The sequence below is a fragment of the Halosimplex aquaticum genome (assembly GCF_028747785.1).
GTDB lineage: Archaea > Halobacteriota > Halobacteria > Halobacteriales > Haloarculaceae > Halosimplex > Halosimplex aquaticum.
In genome coordinates, this window is sequence record NZ_CP118158.1 from 251,726 (window position 1) to 271,341 (window position 19,616).

The 19,616-nt window shown below is 59.6% G+C and carries 16 protein-coding genes and 1 pseudogene; 5 read left to right on the forward strand and 12 right to left on the reverse strand.

Going from position 1 to position 19,616, the window contains the following annotated elements; translation table 11 throughout:
• Window positions 1-21 precede the first annotated feature (21 nt).
• The 5 genes and pseudogenes from PSC72_RS01290 to PSC72_RS25545 form a co-directional block, all read left to right on the forward strand.
• Window positions 22-417: a CopG family ribbon-helix-helix protein gene (locus PSC72_RS01290; protein WP_274324094.1), complete on the forward strand. Its 396-nt coding sequence runs from the start codon at window positions 22-24 to the stop codon at window positions 415-417.
• 92 nt (window positions 418-509) lie between these two features.
• Window positions 510-2,756 carry a copper-translocating P-type ATPase gene (locus PSC72_RS01295; RefSeq protein ID WP_382261005.1) on the forward strand — a complete coding sequence of 749 codons (2,247 nt, stop codon included), beginning with the start codon at window positions 510-512 and terminating at the stop codon, window positions 2,754-2,756.
• A gap of 176 nt (window positions 2,757-2,932) precedes the next feature.
• A complete protein-coding gene (locus PSC72_RS01300) occupies window positions 2,933-3,721 on the forward strand; it encodes a hypothetical protein (RefSeq protein WP_274324095.1) in 789 nt (262 codons plus the stop codon).
• Between the two features lie 227 nt (window positions 3,722-3,948).
• A complete protein-coding gene (locus PSC72_RS01305; protein WP_274324096.1) occupies window positions 3,949-4,707 on the forward strand; it encodes a DUF4386 domain-containing protein in 759 nt (252 codons plus the stop codon).
• Between the two features lie 260 nt (window positions 4,708-4,967).
• A pseudogene (locus tag PSC72_RS25545) lies at window positions 4,968-5,333 on the forward strand (ATPase, T2SS/T4P/T4SS family); the annotation flags it as partial.
• Between the two features lie 1,071 nt (window positions 5,334-6,404).
• Here the strand turns inward: PSC72_RS25545 and PSC72_RS01315 are convergent.
• The 12 genes from PSC72_RS01315 to PSC72_RS01370 form a co-directional block, all read right to left on the reverse strand.
• On the reverse strand, window positions 6,405-6,698 hold the full coding sequence (locus PSC72_RS01315) for a DUF3006 domain-containing protein (RefSeq protein WP_274324098.1): 294 nt from the start codon (window positions 6,696-6,698) through the stop codon (window positions 6,405-6,407).
• Window positions 6,695-8,188, reverse strand: a complete 1,494-nt coding sequence (locus PSC72_RS01320; RefSeq protein WP_382261008.1) for a lamin tail domain-containing protein — start codon at window positions 8,186-8,188, stop codon at window positions 6,695-6,697. The genes PSC72_RS01315 and PSC72_RS01320 overlap by 4 nt, the downstream gene beginning before the upstream one ends.
• 147 nt (window positions 8,189-8,335) lie before the next feature.
• Window positions 8,336-10,351 carry a VirB4 family type IV secretion system protein gene (locus PSC72_RS01325; protein ID WP_274324099.1) on the reverse strand — a complete coding sequence of 672 codons (2,016 nt, stop codon included), beginning with the start codon at window positions 10,349-10,351 and terminating at the stop codon, window positions 8,336-8,338.
• Complete coding sequence (locus tag PSC72_RS01330) at window positions 10,348-11,361, reverse strand: hypothetical protein (protein WP_274324100.1); 1,014 nt, start codon at window positions 11,359-11,361, stop codon at window positions 10,348-10,350. The genes PSC72_RS01325 and PSC72_RS01330 overlap by 4 nt, the downstream gene beginning before the upstream one ends.
• 2 nt (window positions 11,362-11,363) lie before the next feature.
• Window positions 11,364-12,758 (reverse strand): hypothetical protein, encoded by a 1,395-nt coding sequence (locus PSC72_RS01335; RefSeq protein WP_274324101.1) that lies wholly within the window; start codon window positions 12,756-12,758, stop codon window positions 11,364-11,366.
• An 807-nt stretch (window positions 12,759-13,565) separates the two neighbouring features.
• On the reverse strand, window positions 13,566-15,287 hold the full coding sequence (locus tag PSC72_RS01340; RefSeq protein ID WP_274324102.1) for a hypothetical protein: 1,722 nt from the start codon (window positions 15,285-15,287) through the stop codon (window positions 13,566-13,568).
• Window positions 15,275-15,571, reverse strand: a complete 297-nt coding sequence (locus PSC72_RS01345; RefSeq protein ID WP_274324103.1) for a hypothetical protein — start codon at window positions 15,569-15,571, stop codon at window positions 15,275-15,277. Before PSC72_RS01345 ends, PSC72_RS01340 begins: the two co-directional genes overlap by 13 nt.
• An 840-nt stretch (window positions 15,572-16,411) precedes the next feature.
• On the reverse strand, window positions 16,412-16,867 hold the full coding sequence (locus PSC72_RS01350; RefSeq protein WP_274324104.1) for an SWIM zinc finger family protein: 456 nt from the start codon (window positions 16,865-16,867) through the stop codon (window positions 16,412-16,414).
• 224 nt (window positions 16,868-17,091) lie between these two features.
• Window positions 17,092-18,033, reverse strand: a complete 942-nt coding sequence (locus tag PSC72_RS01355; protein WP_274324105.1) for a transcription initiation factor IIB — start codon at window positions 18,031-18,033, stop codon at window positions 17,092-17,094.
• Window positions 18,034-18,135: 102 nt separating this feature from the next.
• Window positions 18,136-18,771 (reverse strand): DUF6735 family protein, encoded by a 636-nt coding sequence (locus tag PSC72_RS01360; RefSeq protein WP_274324106.1) that lies wholly within the window; start codon window positions 18,769-18,771, stop codon window positions 18,136-18,138.
• Between the two features lie 192 nt (window positions 18,772-18,963).
• Complete coding sequence (locus tag PSC72_RS01365) at window positions 18,964-19,365, reverse strand: type II toxin-antitoxin system VapC family toxin (RefSeq protein WP_274324107.1); 402 nt, start codon at window positions 19,363-19,365, stop codon at window positions 18,964-18,966.
• Window positions 19,362-19,595: an antitoxin VapB family protein gene (locus PSC72_RS01370; protein ID WP_274324108.1), complete on the reverse strand. Its 234-nt coding sequence runs from the start codon at window positions 19,593-19,595 to the stop codon at window positions 19,362-19,364. The genes PSC72_RS01365 and PSC72_RS01370 overlap by 4 nt, the downstream gene beginning before the upstream one ends.
• Between the last annotated feature and the right edge of the window lie 21 nt (window positions 19,596-19,616).

Below are 19,616 nucleotides of genomic sequence, written 5' to 3' on the forward strand. Positions count from 1 at the left end.
CTGCACTGCGAGAATAGGTGTATGCGAACGAGCTTCAACATCCCTGACGAGGTTGTCGAAGAGTTCGACCGGGTGTGGCAAGAGCAAGAGATTGAAAACCGGTCGCGGGCAGTCAGAGAAGCGATGCTGGAGTACATCGAAGCACACTCGCGCCTCGAAGAGACAGCGGGCGAAGTCGTCGCCCTCATCGCCTTCGACTATCGCCATCACGACGTCATAGGAGACCTCCACGCGGTTCAACACGAGTATCAGGATGTGATCGATACGACGAGTCATACGCATCACGGCGAGTGGTGTCTAGAATCACTGTTCTGTCGGGGACCAGCCGATCGAGTCCGAGAACTAACCTATCGGCTCCGCGACTTCGACGGCGTTCGCCGTGTGAAGGTGATGGTCATCCGCGGAGAGGGAGAGTAAGAAGACATCGATAGTATCTACTGGTACCGAGATTTGACGGCCAGGGAGTAATCAGACTTGGACGCGTAGGTCCGAGTAACTGAGGAACCGCAATGGACGACCACGAACATCACAGTGATGACCACCGTGACGATGAAGATCTCCAAACTGAGTCAATCACGGAGGAAGGGCAGGTTCAGGACGACGAAGTCCGGACAGAACAATCGATTCTAGAAGACGAAGCCGATGCTGACGAAGCCGGGCGGCAGGTCGAAGAACAGTTTGAGCACCGGGGCCACGCAGGGATGAACCAGGGAGGCCACGGGGACCACGGTGGGGGCGGGATGCACGAGGGCCACGAACAGATGTTCCGCCGCCGATTCTTCGTCTCGACACTCCTCTCGATTCCCGTCCTCCTGTACAGCGAGGCCCTCCAAGAGTGGCTCGGATTCTCTGTTCCGGCGTTCCCCGGAAGCGAGTGGATCAACCCCGTCTTCGCAGTGATCGTCTTCGCCTACGGTGGCGTCCCGTTTCTCCGGATGGCCGTCCCGGAACTTCGGGACCGGTCACCGGGCATGATGACGCTCATTTCGATGGCGATCACTGTCGCGTTCGTCTACAGCCTGGCTACCGTCATCGTCCCCGCACAGTCGGCGTTCTTTTGGGAACTTGTGACCCTGATCGACATCATGCTTCTCGGGCATTGGATCGAGATGCGGAGCGTCCGCCGTGCTTCCAGTGCACTTGACGAGCTTGCCAAGTTGATTCCGGACACTGCTGAACGCATCACCGAGAGTGGCGACACCGAGGAGGTTCCCGTGAGCGAACTCGACGAGAGTGATCTCGTTCTCGTGCGCCCTGGCGCGAATGTCCCTACCGACGGCGTCGTTGAGGAGGGTGACTCCGACGTCAACGAGGCGATGATCACTGGAGAATCACGTCCCGTCTCGAAAGAGCCCGGTGACGAAGTAATCGGCGGAACGATCAACGGAGACGGCAGTCTCCGGGTCCGAGTTACTGCGACGGGGGACGACACTGCCCTCGCAGGAATCATGCGCCTCGTCGAAGAGGCCCAACAAAGCAAATCCCGGACCCAAATGCTCGCCGACCGGGCTGCCGGGTGGCTATTCTACGTCGCGGTGGCCTCGGCGGCAGTTACGGCGGCGGCGTGGACGGTCGCCACGACGTTCGGTGCGCCCGTCATCGAACGTGCAGTCACTGTCCTCGTGATCGCCTGCCCCCACGCACTCGGACTCGCCATCCCCTTGGTCGTCGCCATCAACACGTCACTCGCTGCTCGAAACGGCATGCTCGTTCGTGATCGGATTGCCATGGAACAGGCACGCGACCTGGACACCATCGTCTTCGACAAGACGGGGACACTCACGGAAGGAGAGCAAGGAGTCGTGGAGATTGAGACTGTCGATGACGTCACCGAGGACGAGGCGTTGGCACTTGCAGCCGCTGTCGAGGGCGACTCGGAGCACATGATAGCAGAAGCCATCCGCGACGCGTCGGATGAACGCGGCGTCGCTGTACAGAATGCGAGCGGATTCGAGGCGATAAAGGGTCGTGGCGTTCGGGCGTCGGTAGCCGGAGAAACGGTGTACGTCGGCGGGCCGAACCTCCTCGCACAACTCGATAGTGAGGTACCCTCTGAACTCACGGAGTTCGCCGACCGTGCCGGTGAGAATGCACAGACAGTCGTCTACCTCGTTCGTGATGAAGAGCCGATTGCAGCCTTCTCACTGGCGGACGTGATACGAGAGGAGAGCTACCGAGTCGTAGACGCCTTGCACGAACTCGGTATCGAGGTAGCGATGTTGACCGGCGATTCCGAAGACGTTGCCCACGCCGTCGCCGAAGAACTCGGAATAGACACAGTCTTCGCAGAAATACTGCCGGAGGATAAGGACAAGAAGGTCAGTGAACTTCAAGAGCAGGGTAAACTGGTCGCAATGGTCGGTGACGGCGTCAACGACGCTCCAGCCCTAACACGAGCTGACATCGGTATCGCCATCGGGAGCGGGACGGACGTCGCTGTCCAATCAGCGGATATCATCCTCGTCCAAAATAATCCGCTCGACGTTGTCCGACTCGTGAAACTCAGCAAGGCCAGCTACCGAAAGATGCAGGAGAATCTCGTGTGGGCGGCGGGTTACAACGTATTCGCCATCCCGCTCGCCGCGGGCATCCTCGCGCCCGTCGGAATCCTGCTCTCCCCCGCCGTCGGTGCACTCCTGATGTCGCTTAGTACTGTTATCGTCGCAATCAACGCACAGTTCCTCCGACGAGTCGATCTGGACCTTTCGTCGCTTTCCGGGGTCGCTCCGTCCGGGAGTGCTCCGCCGGCCGACTAACCGTAGATCACATAGCTCTTCGACTGCCTCGCCTGCAGGGAGACCGGGAGTAAGCGGGTTCGAAACTACAGCTCCCTGGAATCCATAGATTCGTAGCAGTTCTTGGTGACAACACTGTATGCTGAACTCCTTCGGAGCGGAACAAGATAGTAGACGATTGCGGACGTACGTTCCGTATGGCCGACGACCACCACGATTCCGACCCTGCGGCGAATAACCACGGTAACGGCACTTCTCACGGATACACTGATGCAGGTAGTCATTCGCAACCAGGTGGACTAAGCGTCGCCGCGAATGGGCTCCAACTTGAGGTGTCCGGGACACGTATCGATCCCGAGAAGCCTCACGAGTGGACGTATCGAGTGCGCACCGAGGCCGGGGACGTGGTCACAGACTTTAAAGAAACACACGACCAACTCGCTCACTTAATTCTCGTCCGCCGTGACCTCACTCGCTTCCAGCATCTCCATCCAACACTGGCCGACGACGGGACGTGGTCAGTGGAGTTTAGCCTCCCGGATCCTGGAGTCTATCGGGCATTCGTCGATGTACTCGTAGATGGACAGCCAACGACACTCGGTGTAGACATGCTGTCGTCGGGTTCGGCTCAGTACGAAGGCCGTCCTCAGTCCACGCGTGAGGCTGAGATCGAAGGGTACACTGTCGAACTCGCCTCGGAGCAAATCACCGCTGGTGAGACGGCCGATATCGAGTTTGAAGTGCGCAAGGACGGGGATGTCGCTCATCTTGATCCGTATCTCGGCGCACTCGGCCATCTAGTTGCGCTTCGAGACGGAGATCTCGCATATCTCCACGTTCATCCTGAAGGGACGGCCCCGGAGGACGGTATCGTTCGGTTTGCTGTTCGGTTTCCTACCACTGGCCGATACCGGTTCTTCTTACAGGCGAAGCCCGATGGGGAGCTGATTACTACATCTTTCGACGTACGAGCCGGGGAAGACTAGCCTCGCGTGGAACGGACCACATCGCGCCCATGGAATGGCCGGGCAGCCAACGAATTACGTGGTTGAATTACCGACATGTCTCACTGGAACGACGATCTCTTTATGAGATACGCGCTGTGAATTCAACGCGGCCGCTGATTCATCTCAGTACTCCCCAATTAGCACATGTATTAAAGTATGGAATAGTTGATGCCCAAACACTTCTGTGTGCGCGTCTTAGGGTCACTATGGAGGCAAGTGATGCAAAAGATAGTGTCAGGAGTACCGACCTCGGAATATCGCCGAATAGGCTCGCCAGAATCGCTGGTTTCCTGCATCTGAGTCTCATTCCAGTCGGGGTTTTCGGGATATTATATGTCCCTTCAACACTTTTTGTGCCCGGTGATATAGCAACGACAGCCAGTAATATTGCAGCTAATGAATCGTTGTTTCGACTGAGTATCGTGAGTGCTCTCCTCGCTCAGGTAATCAATATATTCGTGGTAATTCTCTTGTACAAGTTACTGAAGCCAGTCAGTAAGAACCTTGCCTCGCTTATGGTCATCTTCCTCTTACTTGGCGTCCCAATAGCTATGCTCAATGAGCTCACTCACTATGCTACATTGCTCCTTGTGAGCGGATCGGAGTATTCCGCGAGCTTCACAACCGAACAGTCACAAGGCCTAGCGTCTCTCTTCCTTGATTTACACCAGCATGGGATCTTTATTGCTCAGATATTTTGGGGGCTGTGGCTACTCCCAATGGGACTCTTAGTGTACAAGTCCGGCTTCATTCCACGAGTCTTGGGAGTCCTGCTGGTGATCGGCGGACTTGGCTACATGATCGATTCGTTCATATTCTTCTTGGCCCCTAGTTTTGGTATCACCTTCACTGACTTCACATTCATTGGGGAATTGCTATTTCCCCTCTGGCTTTTGATCAAGGGTGTAAATGCCGAAAGGTGGGAAGAGAGTGCGTTTGAATCTCCCCAAGTCGTCGGGGGCTAGAGGGAGTAGGACCCAAGCAAGCGGTCATCGTTTGAATCGTTGATTGTAAGGGAGTATTGCGGGGCACCAGAACTGAGATCTTCGCACGTGAACTTGTCATCTTGTTATCGAGACTTCGACGTGTAATGAGGGGTATTTTGCTGAAATCGACTGTAATCCAGCAGACCTGATTAATATTGTCGGTAATATGATGGAATGATGGTTTAGTCATCTATCGTATAGTGGTTTTCGACACAATAGTGTCTACTAGTAGTTTCTGAATGTGGAACGCCCACATGCCGTTCATCAGCTTCCGCGACCGCCCGGTGAGCATCGACGAAGGGTCGCGGGAGGTCTGGCTGCCCCACGAGACCGGCGTGTCGCTCACGACTCGCGACCACCAGGACGAGTACAAGCGCGTGACGATGACCGACCTCATGACCGAGACCAACTATCTGAATCCCGACGTGGAGCTCATCGCGGAGATCAACACGCCGGAGAGCTTCGAGACGTTCGCGGAGGTTCTCAACACCGGCCACGGGGTGATCGGGACGACTCACGCCGCAGACGTGGAGACGCTCGTCAACCGGGTCGTCGAGCAGAACGTCCCGACGTATCTCCTCGACGAGATCGACCTCGTTGTGTTCCACGGAACGTCGGCTCCGCGCTCAGGGTCGAGCACGCTGCAGAATTGCTGGGCGTCTCCCCGGACTCGCCAGACGTGTCGTCGTGATGGTCTTCGAAGGGGCCACCAAGAGCGAACACCAAGGTCACGGTGGCGATGCCGCTTCCGCCCAGCAACTCAAAGCGGCGCGGAATCTACCAACTGTCACCTCACTACGTTCCCCCTTCGGAACATCCTCGTGCCCGGAATTCCGGGCGTGGGGCGGGTCCAAAGACGTGTCGCGGTGAGTGGGATCTGGGTGTGGAGTTCTGGCAGCTCCAACGAAGTGGATGGCTTCGTTGCCCGTCGGATGGGCATTTTCCCAGTTATCTGCGGTATAGTATCATCGTTTGCCCTATTCGTTTAGGTGGTAGTTCCCACCCGGTGAGTAGCGATTTATACGTATCCGGACTTAACGTGTGTTCGCTCCTGCCGCAGATCTGGCTGGCGGTGTGTCTCCGACAGGAAGAGTAGATCGCCGAGCTGCAGGAGCGTGTCGACGCACTCGAAGCAGACACCGGTGAATGACCACGTGGCCGGTGTCCGCAAGAACCGGCAGTGTAATGGACGGGCACTGGCAGCCCACTGGGGTTGAGGTTCGGGTGTGAACTGCATTCCCCAGTACGTCGGGGACGTGAATGAGCGCTCCGTCAATCTGTTTTGGTAGCTCTATACCGCACATTTCACTATAATTAGTGGTTGAGCATGGAGTTACAGGAGATTTGAAAGCACCCCTGCTGGGGAGGGGCCGGTAACAGTAGATAGGGTGGGTGATGATGAGCCAGTTTGCGGAGCGCAGTAGATCGCTTCTCTCACCTGTGTACGGGCAACTTCCCCCACAGTCTCGCAGCAAAGACCTTCTGTCCTGTGGGATTTTCTGCCGCCGCTCTCAGTGAGTGACTGGCAATGAGTGGGGTCGAGTGGGGTGGTGATTCATGAGCCACGGTCCACGTCGACCCGGGATTGGAACGAAACAGGATTTAATCCATCGCAAAGACGTACCCGCAAGATACTGCTGAAGTCCACCGAGTGCAAGTGTAACGCTTGAACCCAGTCACTTGGAATGGGAGTCCTCATCATCCCGAGGAGGACGCTCCGAAAGTCGGTCGAATCGACTCTGTGCTTTGTCTCTGCGCGCTTCGGTCTCCGCTTCATCGTAGTCCGCTCGAACGAGTTCCTCGTCTTCGAGTTCGACATCGAGGATCGCATCGGCATGGCGTGCGGGCTCCGGGAGTTCCTCCTCGCCGATGACGAGATTGTAGAGGTCGTCGTCGCCTTCGAGTTGTAACGTCGCCAGTGTGTCTTCGATTCGGTCGACGACCGCCGTGTAGGTTCCGTCGGGGATCACGAGTACTCCTCCCTGATGACTTCGTCACCTGCCGGGTTAGTTACGATCACTGTATCGCCACCGTTGTTCCAGATCGGACTTCCCGAGCCCCAGTAGAGATCGGTATCGGAATCAGAACCACTGCCGGTGTGGAGCGTCACAGTCGCGTCGGGAGCGAGGGTGAATCCGTCCGGGAACGTGTACGTGTGGTCGGCCGCGTCTGCAACGGTCCAGCCGCTCAGGTCCAGCGGTTCGGTCCCGGTGTTTCTGAAGACCACGTACTCGTCGTTCAGGTTCTCCTGTTCGTTCCCCTGAGCGTCGGCGTGAATCTCGTCGACGACGAGTGAGCCTTCGTCTACGGCAGTCTCTGTCCCGCCGTCAGTTGCGACAGGCGTCTCCGTGGATCCGCCCTCCGACCCGGCGATCGTCGTCCGGGTCTCCACGGGATCTGTCGAACCCGGCTGGATAGCCGTCCCGGTCCGGAGTTTGGTCGGATCGGTGGGTGCGCCCTGCTGCGTCTCAATAGTGATATGGGTCCCGTTACTCACGAGGACCGTATTGCCGTGCGTCGCCGTCCAGTAGGCCGGGATCGACCGGTTGGCTAGCCGCTGGAGGACCTCCTCGTGCGGGTGGCCGTACTGCGAGTCGTACGCACTGGATATCACGACCGCTTTCGGGCTGACCGCATCGAGCAAATCGCCGCTGGTGCTACTTTGGCTCCCGTGGTGGCCGGCTTTGAGGACCGTCGACTTAAGTGCCCTGCCGTACGTGTCGACGAGATACGCTTCCTGATCGTCTTCGGCGTCCCCCGTGAACAGGAAGCTCGTGTTTCCGTAGCTGAGTTGCAGGACGATACTGTTCTCGTTCCGGTCGCGATTCTCCAGATACGGTTCGGGTGGACCGAGGACGTCGACATCAGCACCGTCGAATGGCAGCGGATCGCCCTCGCGTGTCTCGTACAGCGTCACGTTGTGCGCTTCGACGGCGTCGAGGTACTCCTCGTAGGTCTGCGTACTCGCCGCGATTCCGGGGTCGTAGATGGCGCCGATCCCGTTTGCCTCGGTTTCGTAGTAGTCGATGATGGCTGCGTTCCCGCCGATGTGGTCCGCATCGGCGTGGGTGACGACGAAGTGATCGATCCGGGTTATGTTGTGCCATTTGAGATACTGGAGGACGTACTCACCGTCGTCCTGATAGTCACCGGAGTCGATCAGCATCGTCTCGTTGGTGGGACTGACGACCAGCGTACTCACCGATTGGCCGACGTTGATGAAGTGAACCTCGACGGCTCCATCCGCTGACGCCGTTGTTGTCTCTGCTGTAGTCGTCTCGTCCGGCGATGGTAATGGGGACGAGGGTGGAGTGCCCTCGGTGGCAGGCGAATCGCTCGCGATCGTCTCCGGGTTGTCCGTCGTAAGTGGAGCGGCGTTGTTCTCGACGACGCCCGTACAACCGGCGAAGAGCACGAGAACGACGACCGTAGCTGTGATGAATGAGTGGCCGCGAGTCACAGGGGAACTACGGTGGCACCGGTGAATAATGTTGTACCCCGATATCGTACCACATACGTAAGTCGGAGTGATCGACGTGGCACGTATATCGCCTACAGCAGAGGCAATGTCCCGGACTCGCGAGTTGGGACACGTGGGAGCGAGCAGTTAGTCGCCCGAGTGGTCGAGCACGCCGACCTCGAACTCACTCGCCCGCACCCGAAGCGGGAACCAGCCCTCTTCGTCGATGCCAAGCAGGGCCTCGGAGAATCCGTCTTCGTCGTTGCCGGCTTTCGCTGTCCGAATCCACTCTACCTCGCGCTCGGTCAGGCCAAACCACTCCGAGAGCTTCTCGGCCTCTTCCTGGACCCTGTGGATTAGCGTGAGCGAACAGAGGTTCGCGATCGTCCGCGCCTCGGGCGTCAGCGTGAACTCCCCGCCCGTCTGGGTGATGAAGTGCAGTGAAAGGTCGTAGTGCCTGCTGTGCCGGACAGCCGTCTCCAGGAACTCCAGCGACGTCGCGTCGTTGAGCAGGTAGTGCGCCTCGTCGATAGCGAAGATGACCTTCTTATCGGTCCCCTTGGCGCGCTCGTAGACCGCGTTGAACAGCACCTGCATCATGAGACTCGTCTCCGAGCGGCCGGTCGCGCCCTCTTCTTGGTGAAGGTCCAGGTATAGCACCGACGAGTCGAGATCGAACTCCGTCGACTGGGCCAGGTTCGCGAGTTCGCCGCCTTCGCGGAAAGACGGTCGGAGATCCGTCAGCAGCGTCTGGGCATCGCCTTGGACTTTCTCCTGCTCGCCTTCTGTCGCATACCCGAACGCCTCGGGATCCTCCAGCAGGTCTTCGAGGACGGCAATCACGTCGCGAATCGTCGGCGATTCCCGGTCGTGCGTCGACGGGTCCCGAGTGATCCCCTGGCGTTCGTAGGCTTCCTGGATCGCCCGCCGAAGCGTCTGCTTACGCTCTTCGAGCGGGTTCGATGCGACGTGAGCGAAAAAGGTCTCGAAGAAAGTGAGCATCCACGAGATCTGCTCGGACCACGGATCGAGATCGGGCACCTCTCGCAGGACCTCCTCGGGCGTCGCCTTGATTTCGAGCGGGTTGAACCCGCGCGTGCCGCCGACGGTAATGCGCTCCCCGCCGAGCGCCTCGTTCACGCCGGCGAATCCCTCCAGCGGGTCAAGCATGATGATGACGGTGTCCCGGTCGTACATCGCCCGCCTGAGCAACTGGAGTTTCGTCGAGAAGGACTTCCCGGCGCCGAGCTGGCCGATGACCATCGAACAGTACCCCGTCTCCCGTTCGAACCGGTCGAGAATGAGTGGGCTCTCGTTGAGCGCGTAGGTGCCGTACTCGATACCGGGTTCGGCGAAGGCGCCGGCGACGAACGGGAACATCGCACCGACGGCCCGAGCGAGCATCGGCGTTGTCGTATCCAGCGACTCGTTGAGTTTGTCGACACTGACCGGGCTGGCCGAGATGAACGAGTCGAGCTGTGTCCACCGCGGTAGCACGGGTGTGAGGTTCGCCGGCGACTGCCGGGTCGTGTTCATCACGTCGTTCGCGTTGAAGTCGTCGCGATCGTCGCCCTGTACCGCGAGATACATCGAGACGTCGAAGGCCTGCATCGACGTGTTCCGTAGCGCGTCGTAGAGGTCCTGGTAGTCCTGCAGGTCCTTCTCGACGCCGCGGGCGCCCGCCCGTCGTTTCTCGGCCAGGTACTCGCGGTCGGCTTCCAGGTCTTCGATCTTGTGTTCGAGTGTGTCGAGCGTCGCGTTCGTATCCCGTGGCCTGATGTGGAGGCTGATGTCCGTTCGCCGCGTATCCGCAGTGGAGTACAGCGTCTCGAAGAGCCCGTCCATCGGCGTGTCCGGGTACTCCCCGACCCAGAGTGTCCGAGTCCACTGCTCGCCCGTCCGGACCGCGTCGGGATAGCGCTCGATGCTCGACGGCGTAACGACCGTCTGGTGGATGTCGGGAACCGAGGGCAGCTCCGAGTCCGCGCCGTCGTACTCGACGCTGACGTTTGTCGTGGGATTCGCTGCTGGTTCGTCCGAGTCCTGGTCCTCGGCTGTGCCCCTCTCGGCTGGTTCCGGGTCCGTCTCCGAGTCGGATTGCTCGTCCGCTTCCTCGTCGGTCTCCTCTCGCGTCGGGAGGACGGACAGCAACGATCCGATCACGTCTGCCCACCTCCGACGATACCGCGCGTGCGAAGCACCTGATCCAGTTGGCCGTAGTGCTGTGACTCGTCGCTCCAGTACTCGCCGATGATCTTCGTCGCCTCGGTCGCGTCGACGCGGTGGGCCGTACAGCCGTCGATCGACCGGAGTCCCGACTGGACCCGCGATAGTCGGTCGTCGAGTTCGTCGATGAGTGCCTGGCGTTCGACGGCCTTTCGGGGCGCGTACAACTCCCGGACGAATAGCCCGAGCACCGGCACTTCTGCAAGTTTCTGGGAAAGGCTCGCCTCGTCGAACTGTACCTCGGCCGGCGTCACCGGAACCACGACGTAGTGGTCGCGGATCGTCATCCGGCGCTCTTCGAGTTCCGCCTCGTACCACTGAACGTAGTTCTCGATGAGCGCTTCGAGCCGTGGGTTCGCCTCGACGTCCGGATCGTCGAGTCGCGATTCGTACTGGGCGAGGTGCTCATCGACGGGAAACGGCTGGGTGGTCGAGTAGATCTGGATGGGGAACTCGACGGTCGTGTTCAGGAAGTCCTGGAACGCCTCGGCCTTCGTCGCCCACTCCTCGCTGGTCGCCAGCGCCATCGTCGGCGGGATGACCTGGACCATGCCGATGACCGCGCCGTCCGTGCGCTCGATCGCACCGCGGTCGGGATACACCCGCTCGATCTGGGTGTACTCCGTGGCTGCCTCGTGGCCGAGCTGGTCCGAGCGTCGATGGAAGGTGAGCATCGAGGTAACCCAGTCGGCGCTGGTCGTGTAGGCCGGCGTGAGGTAGACGAAGATGGCACCGAGGGCGATCATCACGCCAGCGATCGGGAGCGTCAGTGAATCGAGTTGGTAGCCGCGAACGGTGACGTTTGCAGGCAGGACCACCTGCAGGAGAAGCACGGTGAGAACGCCCGGGAAGAGGGCGACAGCGAGGTCGGTCATCGTGTACTGCCCGAGCAGTTTCGTGTCTGTACCGAGCGACTTCGGAATTCGTTTGACTGCGTCGTCGTCCATGGTTAGCGGATGTACCGTGGGTCGTCGTCGATCGCACTGCGATCGCTGTCGTCGTTCGATTCGCTACTCGAACGGCTGCCAGTCCGCGCTGGATCCCTGAGAGCGTCGAACTGACGGTCGCGATCGTCTCCATCGTCCGACTCGCCCTGGCTGTCCGTGGATTCGGCGGAACCGGAACTCTCGGATCTGTCCGTGGAGCCACCGTCTGAACGGGCATCTGTACCGGAACTCCGATGGAGTGTCCCCTGGAGTCGCGACCCCGTATCGTTGAGCCGCGATCCCGCGGCGTGGGCACGGGAGTTCCCGGAGTCGAAGACCGCTTGCCCGTCAGATCTGATGGCGGCCTGGCCGCGGACACCCCGGATGAAGTTCCGCCCGCTGTGGAGCGCGGAACCCCCGGTGTCTCGTGTCCGGTTTACCCGCGACCGTGCTCGCCGTGAGGATGCATGCCGCGAGGCGCTCTGGGCCATGAAAAAGATCGACCCGGCCTGCCAGAAGAGTACGAACGGAGAGACGATGGCGACAATTGGGATTACCAGCGCGGTAAGCCAAGTGCCGATTCCAGTGAGAGAGATCGAGAAATTAGCACCCAAGATATGGGCAAGCCGGAATAGGAAAACGACCGGGATAGTCATGAACAGGAAAGGAACGTAGAACCCCGCCAAGCGCTCCATGAACTTGGAGACGAGGTTAAAGGGACCAACTCCCGGAATCCACAGTGCAATCATAATTGGCATCATGAGGGTGAAGAGATACAGCACGATTTCACGGATGAAATAGATCAGCACAACCAGCGCAAATAATGCAAAATCGACAGAGAGAGTAATCGCGGTCGTTAAAGCACCAATTGATCCGAACGAGAGGGTCTGGAACAGCTCAACTTCAGAAAGGTCAGGAGCGATAAAGAGTGCTAATTCTTGGATAAACTGACGTGCAAGCGCATCCATCCACCACCAGGCGAGAATCCCAAGTAGTCCCGCAAATGCCCGGCGTTTCAACTTTGCGCGGTGATAGCTACTGAAGAGATAACTTGTGGATTCCAAGAGAATTACAATCCCGACTGCTAAGGTCCAGAGAAGTAGCGATAGCGGCACTACAACGTCCCAAAAGTATGCATAAATGTCGGGCCATGAGTTGTTAGTCGGTTCGGCAAAGATGCGATTAGGATGGGGAGTGCCGACGATAATTTCGATTACATCGTTCGCATGACGTTCAATAATAGCTTCAAGAGGTTCAAAGAGAACCTCAAGCGCCTTCTGGATGGCCCAAACAATGGTATCACCTAAAGCCCCTCCACCACTAGAATCATCACCGCTCTGAGCGCGCACTGGTCTGGTAAAGAGTCCAGCTACCAGAGCCAGAGCAAACGGGACCGAACGCCAGAGTTGCCTACTCATCTTTCACCATCTCCACGGAAATGTCGCTACAAGTCTCTCTGTACAGTTCTTGAATCCTTTGACCAGAGAGAGTCGCCCGAAGTGGCTGCTTGATGTTCTCTCCAACGCCAGAGTATACCGTTAGATCGAACTCAATCTCCATGCCTCTGCAATGTTCATTCCCCGAAAACCGCAAGGGGGGCCACCGGCTGAGGAATGACTGTGATTCCTTTGGAGTTAGAATCGTTTCATCTTCTGATTCTGGCTTTTCAATAGCTTGTGACGGTGAATTCCTTGGGTGACCTTCTCTGGGTGTCTGAGTTGAATTAGGTGCCCCCTCATATGCCAAGTAGTAAATCCATGTCGGACCAGTTCCTACGTTTTCGACAGTCACTAGTAAATTCGCGCGGTTCTGCGGTGAATCTTCACCACCCGAATATTGCTCTACACTGACTAATTCTAAATCAGGAGCTAGTTCTACCGTAGTAGAAGATACTTGTTCACCGTCTTGGATTGCGACTACTTCGTGTTCTCCCGGAGAGTAGCGCTGACCTGAGGAGAAGTCAAAGAGTGGAAAACGTATTTCGGACGCCCCCGAGTCAACACTTAGTGATTGGAACTCATTCCCATCGGGTGCGATTAGATTTACGTGGGAGAAGTCTCGTTTGGACTGTAACTGTACCACGAGCTGATTGCCGTCGACCGATGTCTTACTGAAAGCCGTTTGTGATCCGGAGGGGACGCCTAAGTTTGCGCACCCAGCGACTCCGGTTGCTGAAAGCGCCAGCCCGCCCTGGATGAACCGCCGGCGAGAGAAGCGCCCACCCGTCATAGTTCCCTCCATGGGGGCCAGACAGGCATCCCCGTGATGCGGTCGATGAAGAAGACGGCCAGCAGGAACAACGACACCGGTACGCCTGCACGGTAGATCCACCGGACAATCATGAGTGCCGTCCCCTGGACGGACGATGCGTCCGAGTCCCCGACGTAGCCGATCGAATGCAGCCACCAACGCCTGGGTTCGTAGCGGGCGCTGATGGCGCCGGCTGGCCGGTCGATCGTCTTCGTAAGCGTCCCGTCGGACCCAGTCTGGACGTGCTCACCAGCGAGCACGATGTACCCCTCGCGCTCTTCTGTCGCGATGGGGTCGCCCGTCTGTGCGTCCGTGAGCGTGACGCGGACGGTCGCGTTCGTCGCACCCCTGTTCAGCACGTCGAGCGTGAGATTGCTCCGGTGGATCGGGATCTCGTCGTACGCGTCCGGATCGGTCTCCGTCTTCACACCGTGAACGAGCCTGTAGGCGGTCAGATCCGAGACGGTCTGGTTGGGCGTCTGGAAGCGCGCCGCGATCATGAAACTCCCCTGGTATGGCTGTTCGAGGACGTCGAGGTGGACTGTCTCCCGGAGCGACGGGGGGTCGTACTCCCAGCCGTAAGCGTCCTGGATTGTGACGGTCTCGGCCGGCGATGCAGTCGGTCCGGTCTTGATCGGGTACGCCGAGACCTGCAACGGATGGATGGGCGAGTGCTCGACCGAGACGCCCTCGGCCGTCGCGGTCACGAGATTGTCCCACCCCGGATCCCGAGCGGCGTAGAAGCGCCAGATGCCGTTGATCCGGCCACCGGGGAGTTCGTATCCCAGCCACGGGTCGTGCTTGAAGGCGAAGATGCCGAGGTCGCCGTTCGGGAACCGTGCGTAGGAACCGGACACGTTGAGGTTGTACTCCGTCACATCCATCGAATCCGAGACGGTGACGTTCTCCGAGAGATTCGTTGTCTCGGACGACCACGACGTGCAGTTGCCCGCCGAGAAATTCGAACACCACTCGTGGTGGTGCTGGAGCGAGACGGAAACGGTGGTCTCGACCGTGAGCGTATGGTCCGTCCCGGCGTGCTCGGCGAGGTCGTACTCCAGCGTCTGAACGTGCGTTCCCCCACTCTCCGCTTCGGAGTTGCCGTTGACGCGGAGCTGTACCGCCGAGACGTCGTGGGACAGTAACTCCCAGGTCTCGGTGGCGTTGGGCGTACTCGAATCGGGTGGGACGACGACCCGATAGTCGAGTGTCGCGTAGAGTTCTCCCTCCGGAGCCACGTAATGCGGTTGCCGATCGGACGTGGCTCGGACAATCGTCGACGGCTGGACGGTGAAGATCTCGATATAGGCGTCACGAACGAACGTCCCGTCGGTCGGCGACGCCGTAGCGGGGTAGACCGATCTGTCCGTCCTGAACTCCGGGAACTCGGAGACGATCTCTCGATTCCACTCCGCGACGGCGCCGGGTGGCCGATTGAACGGCACGTCCGTCGTCGCGGCGAGCGAACGCTCCGCCGCACCGCTCCCTGTCCAGTTCCGGAGCGTTGACCGATTGATGGTATCGCGGTCCCGTGACCACAGACTCCGGTCGCTATCGTGGTGGTGACCGGTCTCGTTCGGGGCGAATCGGGAATCACCGAGCGGGCGTGCGACCGACTGCGTCGCGACGAGCGCACTCACGGCGATGGCGAGCGCGACCGCCGTGGTGACGCCCAGCGTCCGGATCAGAAGCTGCAACTGGACCCACCCGCCACGACGGACGTGAGCAGGAACTGCAGGATGGTCGTCCCGAGCGGCGCCACGATGACGCCCCAGACGACTCCCTGCGCACGTATCGACTTCAACTCCTTCTTGGTATCCGCCCGTCTGAACAGCGGGAGCGCCACCGTCGCACCGAGTGCGACGACACCACCCACGAGCGGGCCGCCGAACTGAATGAGCGTAAAGAGGTTCTTGATCGTCGTGGCCATGTCCGTCTCACAGAACGATTCGCCGACGGACTGCGCGCTCGCCGGTTCCACGGCGAACAGGGCCAGCGCGACCGTTAGGACCCCGAGTTTCGGAACAGACCCCCATAGGGTTCGAAGTGCTTTGTGAATCGATTCCCCCGCGTCGTCGATATCACTAGCAGGGCGCATGGTTTCCAGTGTCGCCACTTGCCGCACCCACGTTCCCCCCGGAACGATGGCCACGACCAGTGTCTATTGGCTGGTTGAAACCCCTCGTTACATATACCTTCCTCTTGGTTGTTATTTTGTTGCGATAATGGTTAACATCCGGGCCGATCTACGTGCAGAACGACGGGGATCTATTGGCTCGTAAATACTAGAAAAGGACGACGAGAGGCGATCATACGGCGAGTGGAACGGTATCCGAACAACCACTCTGTTCGGGCTTATTCTGGAGAATACCGCGCTAAGCAACGGCGATTCAAACGGTTCACTCTACCAGACGGTGATACGGGTGAGCGCTATGGCTCTACACCCTGGGCACGCCGCTGGGCTTCGCATTGTCCGCAATAGGCGTCTTTCAGTTCCTTCGGATCATCTACCTCCTTCGTTTGAGAGATCTCGTCGTCTTTCTGATACTGCCAAGAGTGTCCACAAAACTCGTCGTCTAAAGCGTGCCAGTCGTGATCTGAGCTTTTTCGTCCTACTCTCATTATCTACAAATCTCGTTACTGTCATTGGCGAGCATGTGTTTTCACTCTTGGGAAGGAATGGCCGGTCTTGGTGAGCATCGAAAGCAGTAGAGGTAGTTACTCGGACGATTGCGAGACACGATTTGGAACTATCGGGATCAGCGGCGATCAGCGCTCGCTTCTTCGCGATATCCGTCTTTGGCTCCAGGCTAGCGGACAGCTAGTCGGGCAGTTCTTTACGGCCGAACAGAACGCACTCCCAGCACGGGAACTCGCCAATGCATTCGTCGCAGTCCTCGCCCGACTCATCTGAATCATCTGTTCCACCGCGTCGGTCCGTCACTTCCTCGAAGTCCGACAGCGTCGTGGATGATTCGACCCGTCCGCCGTCCGCCACGATGGGTTGACTGGCCGGCGCCATCGCATCGAGAAGTGGCCGCCGAATCGCGACGGCGACGCGGTGTTTGCACGCACTCTCGTAGTGTTCGTCGGCCGGACACTCACACTCGGTCGGAAGCCCACCCTCGATGGCCACGAGGTACTCGTGTTCGCTCGGGTCGGGATGGCTGCAGTTCCGGACGAGGATGCCCTCGGTCGTGAGGACGAACTCGAAGGCTTCGTACTGAGCGCGCTTGGCGGCTCGGGTCGGAAAGTCGAGTTGTTCGAGCGGGTGCATGGGTCTCCGGAGCGCCCGGACACGAGCGCCCCGCCCCTCAGGGCGCGGATAGAATGGTCGCCTGCTGCGCGCCTACGTGATCTCGTACGTCGCGATGGCCGACCGGCCACAGGCTGGACACGAACTCGTCGACGAGTCCACCGATTTCCCACAGTGGCGGCACTCGTGAACGCGCTCGACGGTCGGATCGAGGCCGGGGACCCATCCACGGAACCAGACGAATCTCATCGGTCCCACGCCTCCCGTTCGGCTTCGATCGTGTCGCGATGGTCGCGGACCGTCGCCGGGCTCACGTCGGCAGCAGCGGCGAGGTCGAGCTGTGTGAAGTCCTCGCCATGGTCGCGGCAGGCAACCGCGAGACACGCCGCTGCGAAGCCCGCTGGATGGACGCCGATGCTTTCCTGGGCACGCCAGGCGCGCTCGGCGAGTGCGCGAGCGTGACACTCGGTGTCCGTGGGAACGTCCATCGCCGAGGCGAGGCTGGGGATGAACTCTCGCGGTCGCTGTGGTGGTGCAGGAAGGCCGAGTTCGTCGTTCAGTACGTCGTAGGCGTTGGTGACGCGCTCGCGGTCGACCTGCGCGACCGACGCAACTTCGCCGAGAGTTCGGGTGGCGTTGGTACAGCGACAGACCGCGTAGATGGCGCCCGCTGCGAACGCCTCTATCGACCGTCCGTGGAGCAAGTCTTTGTTCTGCGCCGACCGGAACAGGGCACTGGCTTGCTCGCGGTCGTCCTGGTCGAGGGCAAGCGCGCCGGTCATTCGCGCGATTTCCGTGCAGCCGTGGGCGAGATTTCGTTCGGCTTTCGACCGCCACTTCGCGCGGGTGTGCTCGCGGCGTAGTCGACCCAGCTGCCGTCGCTTCTTCCCCGGAAGTTCGTTGCCCTGTCCGTCGATCTTGCTCCCAATCTCCGTGGAGAGGCCGCGATCGTGACGGGCTTCGGTAATCGGCGCGCCCGTCCGTTTCCGGTTCGTCTCGTCCTCGTCGAAGATACGCGGTCCTCGTCGGTCGAGTCGACACGCCTCGACGACGAGTCCGCATTTTGTACAGCGGGTTTCGCCGCCGTCCGTGGCGAGTCGCCCGTCGCACTCAGGACACTCCTCGGCAGGGATCGTTCGACCACTCTGTTCGTCGAAGTCACTCTCGTAGGGTTCTGTCGTCGCCATCGAAGGTCAGCGCGAGGCCTCGTTTGTTGCCCCCCGCACCCCTCTCGGGGGGAGACAAAATCACACGACGGCGCACACCGGGTTCCGAACGAATCGGACGCGCTACTCGACAAATTGCGGTCTACGGACGATGAGTTCTTCCTGATCTTCGGCCCACTCGTCGAGTTTCGTCTCCAGATAGTCGATGGCGTCTGAATGAGTGAACACACCGCGGTCGATCAGGTCGCCGGCGACGTCTTTGAGCGCCCGGAACTCCCCCTGTGCGAAGCCGTCGCCGACTGGTTCGCCGTCGTACCAGCGCACAGTACGGAGCGCACCGTTGCCGACCGTGGGCGCATCCTCGACGGCCTTGCAATCGAACTGTAGGCCGAACCAGTGGGTCCGATATGCGGTAACTCGGAAATCGGTGTCGACGACGTAGCACGCTTCGTGATGCAGGTAGTCCAGATATTCAGTGATGATCTCATCGAGGGTGAGCCGGATCGCCCACGGTTCGATATCGATCTGTCTCGACGGGATGTCGTGAGTGTCGAGAACGCGATCGACAGTGCTATTGGTCGTCGCTTCACGAAGTCGCCGGTAGACGGTTCTGAGTGTCTCCTCCGGGTCGTCGCCACCGAACGGCGTCTCAGGGGTGATGGCTGGTTTGAGTCTGAGGTGCTGGGCGCCCCAGTGTGAATAGTGCAGGTTGTAGGTACTGTCCGGTCGTTCGTAGGCGATGAGTGCGCGATGTCCCATTGGTACTCTGCGAGGGGCCTGGTTCCCCCGCACCTCTCTCGGGGGCGACAAACGAACCGTGCCGTCGCACACCGGATTTCGAGTGAATCGGTTTACCCGGTTCCCATGCTGTGAGGGTCTCGGTCGATCAGGTTGGTATCGACGCTACACACGACAGTCATCGAGCGTGACCCGGAGCCACTGGTCGGAAACTTACCGAATGATGTCGATGTCGAGCAGCTGTTGGACGGGCTGGTTCGCGAAGTCACCCTTGTCCACGGTGACGAACGTCGCTCCAAGGTCCTTGGCGTGGGACGCGATCAGGAGATCTCGCATCGGGAGTGACGTCTCCTGTGTCTGGAGTTTCGCCTCGACGCTCGCCGCTGAGAGGCCCGCGCTCTGGGTGAACGGTTCGACGCCGTCCAAGACTCGGTCCAGCCACGCGTGGACTTCGCGGGAGTTGTCCCGCCGCTTCGCGGGCCGGAAGAACTCGAATAGGACGAACGACGAGGTGACGAACTGCTCGTCCGCGTGGTCCTGCAGGTACGGAACGACCTCGTCGCTCGCTTCCGGGTTCCCCCACTTGGCGAGGACGTTCGTATCCAAGAGCCTCATTCGTCGGTACCCGACTCCACGTCGAGTGAGTCGCGCACCTCGGCCGAGGAATCCTCAACCATCTCGGCGAACTCGGTACCGAGCCCGCCCGCGAGTTCGGCGATCTGTGCTTCGGTACTCGGCGAATCGGTTAGTCGAAGGACGACATCGCTGAAACTTTCGCCCTCCTGCTTGGCTTCCTTGAGCCGTTCGTACGCTTCGTCCTTGAGTGAGATCGTCGTCGTCCCCATGTATGCATGTACGTGCATGCA

Excerpts from the sequence above, each read along its gene's own strand:
- PSC72_RS01290 (WP_274324094.1), top strand. The coding sequence starts at position 22 with ATGCGAACGAGCTTCAACATCCCTGACGAGGTTGTCGAAGAGTTCGAC.
- PSC72_RS01295 (WP_382261005.1), top strand. The coding sequence starts at position 510 with ATGGACGACCACGAACATCACAGTGATGACCACCGTGACGATGAAGAT.
- PSC72_RS01300 (WP_274324095.1), top strand. The coding sequence starts at position 2,933 with ATGGCCGACGACCACCACGATTCCGACCCTGCGGCGAATAACCACGGT.
- PSC72_RS01305 (WP_274324096.1), top strand. The coding sequence starts at position 3,949 with ATGGAGGCAAGTGATGCAAAAGATAGTGTCAGGAGTACCGACCTCGGA.
- PSC72_RS01330 (WP_274324100.1), bottom strand. The coding sequence starts at position 11,361 with ATGGACGACGACGCAGTCAAACGAATTCCGAAGTCGCTCGGTACAGAC.
- PSC72_RS01335 (WP_274324101.1), bottom strand. The coding sequence starts at position 12,758 with ATGAGTAGGCAACTCTGGCGTTCGGTCCCGTTTGCTCTGGCTCTGGTA.
- PSC72_RS01350 (WP_274324104.1), bottom strand. The coding sequence starts at position 16,867 with ATGCACCCGCTCGAACAACTCGACTTTCCGACCCGAGCCGCCAAGCGC.
- PSC72_RS01355 (WP_274324105.1), bottom strand. The coding sequence starts at position 18,033 with ATGGCGACGACAGAACCCTACGAGAGTGACTTCGACGAACAGAGTGGT.
- PSC72_RS01360 (WP_274324106.1), bottom strand. The coding sequence starts at position 18,771 with ATGGGACATCGCGCACTCATCGCCTACGAACGACCGGACAGTACCTAC.
- PSC72_RS01365 (WP_274324107.1), bottom strand. The coding sequence starts at position 19,365 with ATGAGGCTCTTGGATACGAACGTCCTCGCCAAGTGGGGGAACCCGGAA.
- PSC72_RS01370 (WP_274324108.1), bottom strand. The coding sequence starts at position 19,595 with ATGGGGACGACGACGATCTCACTCAAGGACGAAGCGTACGAACGGCTC.